This is a genomic window from Staphylococcus simulans, from assembly GCF_003043455.1.
Lineage (GTDB): Bacteria > Bacillota > Bacilli > Staphylococcales > Staphylococcaceae > Staphylococcus > Staphylococcus simulans_A.
In genome coordinates, this window is the sequence record NZ_PZGG01000077.1 from 1 (window position 1) to 8,500 (window position 8,500).

General features: G+C 35.1%; 10 protein-coding genes, 2 tRNA genes and 1 rRNA gene. All 13 read right to left on the reverse strand.

Annotated features, from left to right (window positions below; all coding sequences use genetic code 11):
• A 16S ribosomal RNA gene (locus BU038_RS10950) occupies positions 1 to 74 on the reverse strand; the annotation flags it as partial.
• Between the two features lie 124 nt (positions 75 to 198).
• Positions 199 to 272: transfer RNA gene (locus tag BU038_RS10955), tRNA-Gly, on the reverse strand.
• 28 nt (positions 273 to 300) lie between these two features.
• Positions 301 to 383, reverse strand: a tRNA-Leu gene (locus BU038_RS10960).
• A 266-nt stretch (positions 384 to 649) separates the two neighbouring features.
• Positions 650 to 1,102: a SprT family protein gene (locus BU038_RS10965; protein WP_107606068.1), complete on the reverse strand. Its 453-nt coding sequence runs from the start codon at positions 1,100 to 1,102 to the stop codon at positions 650 to 652.
• A gap of 7 nt (positions 1,103 to 1,109) precedes the next feature.
• Complete coding sequence (locus tag BU038_RS10970) at positions 1,110 to 3,260, reverse strand: Tex family protein (protein WP_107606069.1); 2,151 nt, start codon at positions 3,258 to 3,260, stop codon at positions 1,110 to 1,112.
• Between the two features lie 115 nt (positions 3,261 to 3,375).
• Entirely contained in the window at positions 3,376 to 4,143 is a 768-nt protein-coding gene (gene sigB, locus BU038_RS10975; protein WP_107606070.1) for an RNA polymerase sigma factor SigB, read from the reverse strand.
• Entirely contained in the window at positions 4,118 to 4,597 is a 480-nt protein-coding gene (rsbW, locus tag BU038_RS10980) for an anti-sigma B factor RsbW (RefSeq protein ID WP_107606071.1), read from the reverse strand. The genes sigB and rsbW overlap by 26 nt, the downstream gene beginning before the upstream one ends.
• Before the next feature lies 1 nt (position 4,598).
• Positions 4,599 to 4,925, reverse strand: coding sequence for an anti-sigma factor antagonist (locus tag BU038_RS10985; protein WP_107606072.1), 327 nt, complete (start codon positions 4,923 to 4,925; stop codon positions 4,599 to 4,601).
• Positions 4,926 to 5,000: 75 nt separating this feature from the next.
• Entirely contained in the window at positions 5,001 to 6,002 is a 1,002-nt protein-coding gene (locus BU038_RS10990; protein WP_107606073.1) for a SpoIIE family protein phosphatase, read from the reverse strand.
• Positions 6,003 to 6,292: 290 nt separating this feature from the next.
• Positions 6,293 to 6,643 carry a type II toxin-antitoxin system PemK/MazF family toxin gene (locus tag BU038_RS10995; protein ID WP_031262808.1) on the reverse strand — a complete coding sequence of 117 codons (351 nt, stop codon included), beginning with the start codon at positions 6,641 to 6,643 and terminating at the stop codon, positions 6,293 to 6,295.
• The gene (mazE, locus tag BU038_RS11000) at positions 6,640 to 6,807 is read right to left on the reverse strand and encodes a type II toxin-antitoxin system antitoxin MazE (protein ID WP_023016097.1); all 168 of its coding nucleotides are present in this window, start codon (positions 6,805 to 6,807) and stop codon (positions 6,640 to 6,642) included. The genes BU038_RS10995 and mazE overlap by 4 nt, the downstream gene beginning before the upstream one ends.
• A gap of 80 nt (positions 6,808 to 6,887) precedes the next feature.
• Positions 6,888 to 8,042, reverse strand: a complete 1,155-nt coding sequence (alr, locus tag BU038_RS11005; protein ID WP_107606074.1) for an alanine racemase — start codon at positions 8,040 to 8,042, stop codon at positions 6,888 to 6,890.
• A 79-nt stretch (positions 8,043 to 8,121) separates the two neighbouring features.
• Entirely contained in the window at positions 8,122 to 8,475 is a 354-nt protein-coding gene (gene acpS / locus BU038_RS11010; protein WP_107606075.1) for a holo-ACP synthase, read from the reverse strand.
• Between the last annotated feature and the right edge of the window lie 25 nt (positions 8,476 to 8,500).

Sequence of the window (8,500 nt, forward strand, 5' to 3'; positions counted from 1 at the left end):
TCTGTTCGCTCGACTTGCATGTATTAGGCACGCCGCCAGCGTTCATCCTGAGCCAGGATCAAACTCTCCATAATAATTTATGATGTTTGACTAGCTCATAAAAACTAATTGTTTTAAAACGTCCTTAAGACGTTTGTTAATTTGGAATTAACGTTGACATATTGTCATTCAGTTTTCAATGTTCATTAAATGTTTCAATGGAGCGGGTGATGGGAATCGAACCCACAACATCAGCTTGGAAGGCTGAGGTTTTGCCATTAAACTACACCCGCATATATTCGTAAATTAATGAAATTTTGATGCGGCCAAGAGGACTTGAACCTCCACGGGATCTCTCCCACTAGGCCCTCAACCTAGCGCGTCTGCCATTCCGCCACGACCGCTTGGGTTTGATTTCATTAATCATTTATTTTAACAACGTACTCTATTGTAACACTCTCGTAATATCATGTCAATAACTTTTTAAAAGTTTTTAACAAAGCGTTAAAGTTCGTTTCAAATATTTAATGTCGTTTTTTTAGGACATGAACTATCATATAACATTCCCAGAGATGAGTCAACAGTAAAGTTCATATTTTTTATCTTTATTTTAAATATATTAAAAACCGAGCATCTAAAGCATGACTCCTTAGATACTCGGTATAGAAAGCTATAATTCCTTTTGTAATTTCAACTTTCCATGACAATGGCCGCAAACCATCTTTCGCGTATTCACTTTTCTAATGCGTAAAAAAGATTTTTTACATGATTGGCATTGATATACATAATTCGCTCGCTCTTCATAACTTTTAACAGCACTACAAAATCTCGGTGCACCTACTTTTTGGCTTAACTGTTTAAAATCTTTATCTTTATGTTGGTAACCTCTTTTTTGGAGGTGAAGATGATAATGACATAATTCGTGTTTGATAATATCAATAATTGCGGCTTCTCCAAATTGCTCATATTGTTTAGGATTAATTTCAATATTATGCGATTGCAGCAAATATCTTCCGCCTGTTGTTCTTAATCTTTTATTAAAATAAGCTTCGTGTTTGAATTCCCATCCAAATGATTGTCTGGAAATCTTTTTTGTAAGTTGCTGCAATTTTTCATTATCCATCCAGTTATTACTCATTTGGATTAATCATCGTCAATGAAACTTTATTTTTTACTGTATCTGTATCAAGTACCCAGACATCTACAATATCGCCTACATTCACAACGTCCATTGGATTCTTCACAAAACGTTTTGCTAATTGAGAGATATGCACTAAACCATCTTGTTTAACCCCAACATCTACGAAAGCACCGAAGTCAACAACATTTCTTACAGTACCACTCAGTTTCATCCCTTTCGTTAAATCTTCTAACGATAATACATTGGATTTTAAAATTGGCGTTTCATATTCATCTCTCGGATCTCGATTTGGTGCTATTAATGCTGCAACAATATCTTCTAGCGTTGGAAGACCCACATTTAATTGTTCAGCTGATTGTTTTAAATCTAGTTTATTCAATACTTCTTTAAGATGTGCAGTACCTAAATCTTCAGCACTTAAACCTTGTTGCTCTAATAGTTGATATGCAATCTCATAACTCTCTGGGTGAATCGAAGTATTATCTAATGGTTCTTTACCATTTACGATACGTAAAAACCCAATACTTTGTTCAAAAGTTTTCGGCCCTAAGCGTTTTACTTTAGCAATTTGCTTATGATGATTAATAACACCATTCTCTTCTCGGTAATCGATAATATTTTGCGCAATTTGCGGTGATAAGCCTGACACATGTTGCAATAATGAACGTGACGCTGTATTCACATCTACGCCTACTTGGTTAACTGCTGTTTCTACTACAAAGTTCAATGCACTTTCTAATGCTTTTTGGTTAACGTCATGTTGATATTGTCCTACACCAATTGATTTCGGATCAATTTTCACTAATTCACTTAATGGATCTTGTACACGTCGTCCAATTGAAACAGCACTTCTTTCTTCTACTTGAAAATCAGGAAACTCTGTTCTTGCGATTTCAGATGCAGAATAAACAGAGGCACCTGCTTCATTCACAATGATAAATTGAACATCTAAATTATGTTTTTGAATCAAGTCAGCTACAAACTGTTCAGTTTCACGACTTGCTGTACCATTCCCAATGGCTACTAATTTAACATCGTAATCATTGATAAATTGTAAAAATACTTTTTCTGCTTGAGCCGTTTTAGAAACGGGTGGATGTGGATACATAACACCTTTCGCAATAAAAGTACCGTACGGATTAATAACAGCTAGCTTACACCCAGTTCTAAATGCTGGGTCTACACCTAAAATTTGTTTTCCTTTTAATGGAGGTTGTAATAATAAGTGTTTCAAGTTAACACTAAATACATCAATCGCATGGTTTTCAGCTTTAGTGGTCAAATCAGAACGAATTTCTCGCTCGATTGATGGCATAATCAAACGTTTCATACTGTCTTGAATTGCTGCTTCAATATATGTTGTGCCCTCGTGCTGTCCTTTAATTTCTTGTCGCGCAATCTCTCGTTCTAATGAATCTGTCTCCATTTCAATCTTAACGGATAACACCTTTTCTTTCTCACCACGGTTCATTGCTAAGATTCTGTGGTTAGCTACTTTATGAATAGGTTCTGAAAAATCATAGTACATTTCATAAGTCTTTTTCTCATCTTCAGCTTTTTTCTTTTTCTGACTTGTAATCAATCCTTGTTTTTGTGTTTGAGTTAAAATTTTATTTCTGTATTTAGGATTATCAGAGACCCATTCGGCAATAATATCTTGCGCTCCTGCTAAAGCATCAGCAGCTGATGTCACTTCTTCATTTAGAAACGTTTCAGCATATGCATTTGGCGATTGATCAATACTTTTTTGCATCAACCATTTTGCTAAAGGTTCTAAACCTTTTCGTTTAGCTTCTGTAGCACGTGTTTTTTTCTTTTGTTTAAATGGTCTGTATAAATCTTCTACACGTTGCAACTTGGTTTGTTTTAAAATGTCTGCTTTTAACTGATCATCTAACAATCCTTGCTGTTCGATGTTATGTAAAACTTCTTCTTTTCTCTTTTGAAGCTGTTCCATGTAGTGATATTCATCAGCAATCTTTTTGATTTCAACTTCATCTAAACCGCCTGTACGTTCCTTACGATATCGAGCGATAAAAGGGACGGTATTGTTTTCTTCTAATAAAGCTAAAACTTCTGTAATTTGTTTTTTTGAAAAGTGATGTTGTTTTTCAATTGAGTTGATTAGTTCGTTATTCAATATCTGCACCTCAAATTCATTTTCTTGTTTCCATAGTATCATAAGAATAGAAAAAGACTGAAATACATACTGTATCTCAGCCCTTTCTAAAGATTGCAATTCTTTATTTTCACCATTATTTCTTCGCAGCTTGTTGTAATTTTTTTATTGCGTTACGCTGCAATCGTGAGACATGCATCTGACTTAAGCCAATGCGTTCGCCTGTTTCTTTCTGACTTAGTCCTTCAATAAATGTACATTGAATAATCTCACGTTCACGATCAGATAAAATAGGTAAGATTCTTTCTAAAATCATACGTTTTTCGGTTAAATCATAACCGTCTTCTTGTTCACCCATAATATCAAGTAAAGTGACTGTTGAACCGTCCTTATCTGCCTCAATGGAGTGGTCTACACTTAAAGCATTATAACTTTGTCCCATCTCCATCGCTTCTAATACTTCTTCTGTAACTTCTAATCTATCTGCAATTTCGGCAATGGATGGCGAACGTTCAAGTTCGTTAGTCAATTCATCTGTGGTCTTTTTAATCCTCGGACCAATTTCTTTGATTCTTCTTGGAACATGAACGCTCCAAGTCTTATCTCTTAAGTATCTTTTAATTTCACCGATTACCGTAGGCACCAAGAAGGCTTCGAACTTTCTGCCAAAATTGATATCAAATCGATTTATGGCACCGATAAGTCCTACCATTCCTACTTGAACCAAGTCCTCGTGGTGTGATTGTCCCTTTGAGTATTTAAAAGCTAAAGATTCAATCAATTTTTGATAATGTCTGACAAGTTTGTCTTGGGCACTGGTATTTTCTTCATTCTGATGTTGTCTGATCCATTCGTTGATTTGTTGTGGTGAAATATCGTTAATTGATTTCGACTCTTTCGCCATTATTGTGCACCTGCTCTTTTTTTATATACTTGATCATGCTTATCGTTACACCATTGTCCTTGTTTACTTTAACTTCGTCCATCAATGATTCGATTAAGAATAACCCTAATCCACCTTCTCTTAAGAAGTCTATATTTTCATTTTCACTATATGGGCCGAGTTCTTTTTTCTTTTCTTCATAATCGAAGCTCTTGCCTTGGTCGGAAATGACAACTCTGATTTTATCATCATAAATTTCAAAGCATAAATAAATAGATGGATCGATTTCTTCTTCTTTGTATGCATGTTTTACAGCATTTGTGACTGCTTCACTTACCGCAATCTTAGCATCTTCAATATCTTCATATGAAGCCCCTGCACGTGAAAACACGCCCGATAAAGTTAATCGAATTAAACTGACATATTCAGCTTCTGCCGGCAGCTTCATTTCAATTATATTCCGCTTCGCTTCCATGTCATTCTACCTCCGATCCTTCATTTACATGCATCAAGTCGCTTAAACCTGTAATTTCGAATAAACGGCTGATGCGCTCTGAAGCGCCGATAATATATAATTCTTTATCATTTTGGTTTAATGCTTTTAATGTTCCTACAAATAAGCCAAGTCCAGTGGAATCCATGTAACTTACATTCGTCAAGTTAACATATACGTCGTGTGTACCTTCTTGTTTAATTGGTGTTAAAACTTGTTCTAATTCAGGTACAGTATAAACGTCTAGTTCCCCTCCGACCTTAATTTCATAATACTCATCATGTTTTTGTGTCTCTATATTCAAGTTCATTCAGTGATACACTCCAGTCTGTTCATATTTCAAACACTAGTTTACCCATTTTAATTAAAGGTTAATCATTTTTATTTAATTTACTCGCTTAATAATTAAGATTGTTAAGTCATCACGCTTGCCTGACTTTTGAATGCCAAGCAAATCTTCATACAATAATTGTACAATATCTTGCGGATGCAGATTTTTATACTTATGTATAAAATCCAGTAAATAGTCTGTCTCTATAAACTTACCGTTTTCATCCCTGATTTCAGTCACACCATCAGTAAAGATAATAATCAAGTCATTTAAATGTATTTGGATTTCTTGTTGCATGTAGCGCTCTAATTGTTTAACACCGAGCACACGCCCTTTTACAGATATTTCTTCAAATCTATCTTCGGCCGCTCTGAAAATATAACCTGGTTCATGACCTGCTGAACTACAATATAATAGATGGTTCATTTCTTCATATAAGCCATAGAACATCGTCACAAACATATCTTGATTGACGTTTTTCTCAACTACACGATTCAAACGTTTTAAACCATCACTTGGTAATTGAGAATGTCCATAAGAGTCCATGCCGAATTTAATCATACTCATTGCGAGTGCTGCAGGAATACCTTTACCGATAACATCTGCTACCGCAAAACTCATCGTTCCATCTTTATGATCAATTAAATTAAAGTAGTCCCCGCTTACTTTTTGTGCTGCCACAGAAATAACCCCAATTTGAATACTGTCGAATTGAGGAATCTCAGTTTGCAGCATCGTTTGTTGTAAACGTGAAGCTAAATCCATTTCTTTATCATGGTAGTAAAGTTTGTCTACCATTTCTTGATAATCTTGATAGCTATATCCGAAAATGCTAGCGATGATTTTCAAAAGTTCGAATGTCGCAAAGACTTGTTCTTTAGTTAAATCCATCTCTTTTGCACATTCTCTGTGTATATCAAGCACATCCTCTGCATGGATATGTTTTTCTAAAATTTCTTGACCGAAGCCTTCAAATTGTTTAATAACAGTTGCCTTATCTAAGGACTCTACATATGACTTCATTAATTGCTTATATCTTTTTTTGAAATTTTCCAATTGCGTTGTCCCTCTCTTTATACCAGTTTCGCCGTCTACCCAGTAACCACACATACTATTTAAATCTAATTTGATGAAATAAAAAGAGGTTTAAAGTCACATTTCAGCATCATAGTAAAATGCTGTATCACACTATGATAAAAATCGAGCAATCAGCAAAATTGCTAAGCAAGCTGAAAATGTTGCTTCACCTCTTTTAAATCGTCCATTCGAATGAACTGGATTGTTCAGCATAAACTGATACAACCACTTCTCATTTAGTTGTTTACGCGTATTTTTGAAATCGGTTCCTAATTTTTATGTGTCAAGCCTAAACTGATTCCAATTGCGTTATCAATTTCTTTCATCTTCTCATCTGAAAGATAAGTCAATTTCTCTTTCAAACGTTTTTTATCAACTGTTCTAATCTGTTCAAGTAAGATAACAGAATCTTTGTCTAATTTGTATTTACTCTTTTCAATTTCAACATGTGTTGGAATTTTCGCCTTATTAATACGTCCAGTAATAGCGGCTACAATTACTGTCGGACTGTACTTATTGCCAGTGTCGTTTTGTATAATTACAACAGGTCTAACTCCCCCTTGTTCAGAACCTTGCACTGGTGATAAATCAGCTAAATAAACATCGCCTCTCCTCATCATTCATCCTTATCAAATGTGAGATAAGATTCGTTGCAATCACAGGCTTCACATTCCACTGAAAATGCCTCCGTTGCTAGGGAGAGATTCAAATCAGCCATTTGTGAATAGCCTTCTTTTAATGACTGTTCCAAACTATAGCTTCTATTCTGATTAAAAGTTGACATAGGTAAGACCTCCAAGAAATAAAGAACTTCTAAACTAATATTCAAATTAATCATAACAAATTTCAAAATTCATGACCATACTATTTTTGCAATTCGTTGACAATATCAAATTCTTTTTCTGGTTCATAGATTCTTGGCACACGTCTGCCGATACGACAAAGCACTTCATAATTGATTGTTTGTTGTTGATGTGCCAATGCCGTTAACGATTCAGGACCTTGATGTTCACGATTTAATAACGTTGCAGTATCCCCGACTTCAAAGGTTTCATCCTCAGGTAAAATCACCATCATTTGATCCATGCACACACGACCGATAATTTCACAATGATGTCCTTTAATCTCTACTGTTGCCCCTTGCATCATACGTGGAATACCATCTGCATAACCCACGCCTAAAATAGCAATTTTCAATTCACGGTCAGCAGTAAAGGTAGAACCATAGCTGACTGTATCTCCTAATTTCAGACGTTTAATTTCCATAATTTCAGTTGCCCAGTACGCACTTGGATAAAGTACCGCATTCGTTACTTCTTCAACATATTCAGATGGATAATAACCATATAAAGAAATACCAGTACGTACCATATTACAGATAGGTGCTTCATGAAGAATTGTACCTGCAGAATTCTGAGAGTGGACATATGGTGGATGCGGTAATGTATTCACCCAATCTTCAAATACTTGATATTGTTCTTGTGTATGTGGCGAATCTTCATCTGCTTGCGCAAAATGCGTAAACACACCTTCAAAAATTAAATGTTCATGTTCATTGATGATATTAACGATTTTTTGATAATCATCAAGTGTTTTTATACCTAAGCGCCCCATACCTGTGTCAATTTTGACATGCAGCCATAAATCTTTAGTATTCTCAGAATCAATTTTTTCAATTACAGCTTCTAACCATTGATATGAAGGCACTGTTAAGGCAACGCGGTGTTGAATGGCTTTATTAATATCATTCGGCATGACAACACCTAAGATTAAAATTTTGGCATCTATCCCGTGCATACGCAGTTCAATTGCTTCATCTAAAGTAGCGACCGCAAAAAATTCTGCGCCATGCTTTTCAAGATATTGTGCGATTTTCACACTGCCTAGTCCATATGAATTTGCTTTAATGACAGGCATTACTGTTTTGTTTGGTTGTAGTTTTCCTAGTACTTGGTAGTTTTTTAAAATCGCTTCTAAGTCTACCTTTAAATACGTAGGGCGATAAAATTTATCCGCCATAGCGTCATCTCCTTTAACCAAGTAAAATGTATTACTACTATAATACTTTCTGACTAGTTTTATCAATACTCAATTTATTTTATATTTTTTCAAGCAATACTTGGCTTGTCGCATAGTTCTTCGTATGAGAGATACTGACATGAACTTTGAATCCTTCAAAGTTGATATAAGGACGACCAAGTTCATCATTTTTACAATTAATATCCTGAAAACTGATTTGTTTACCGATACCCGTGCCTAATGCTTTACTGAACGCTTCTTTACAAGCAAAACGTCCAGCTAAAAACTCCGCTTGGCGTTGTGGATGTGAAAATGAATGAAACTTTTCTAATTCATCTTGACTCAATACTTTTTCTGGAAATCTTTTTTGACGTTCTATCATTGTTTTAATGCGATCGATTTCAATCAAATCAATGCCTATACCGTAAATCAATTTATTCACCCGCTTCTTCTAACAT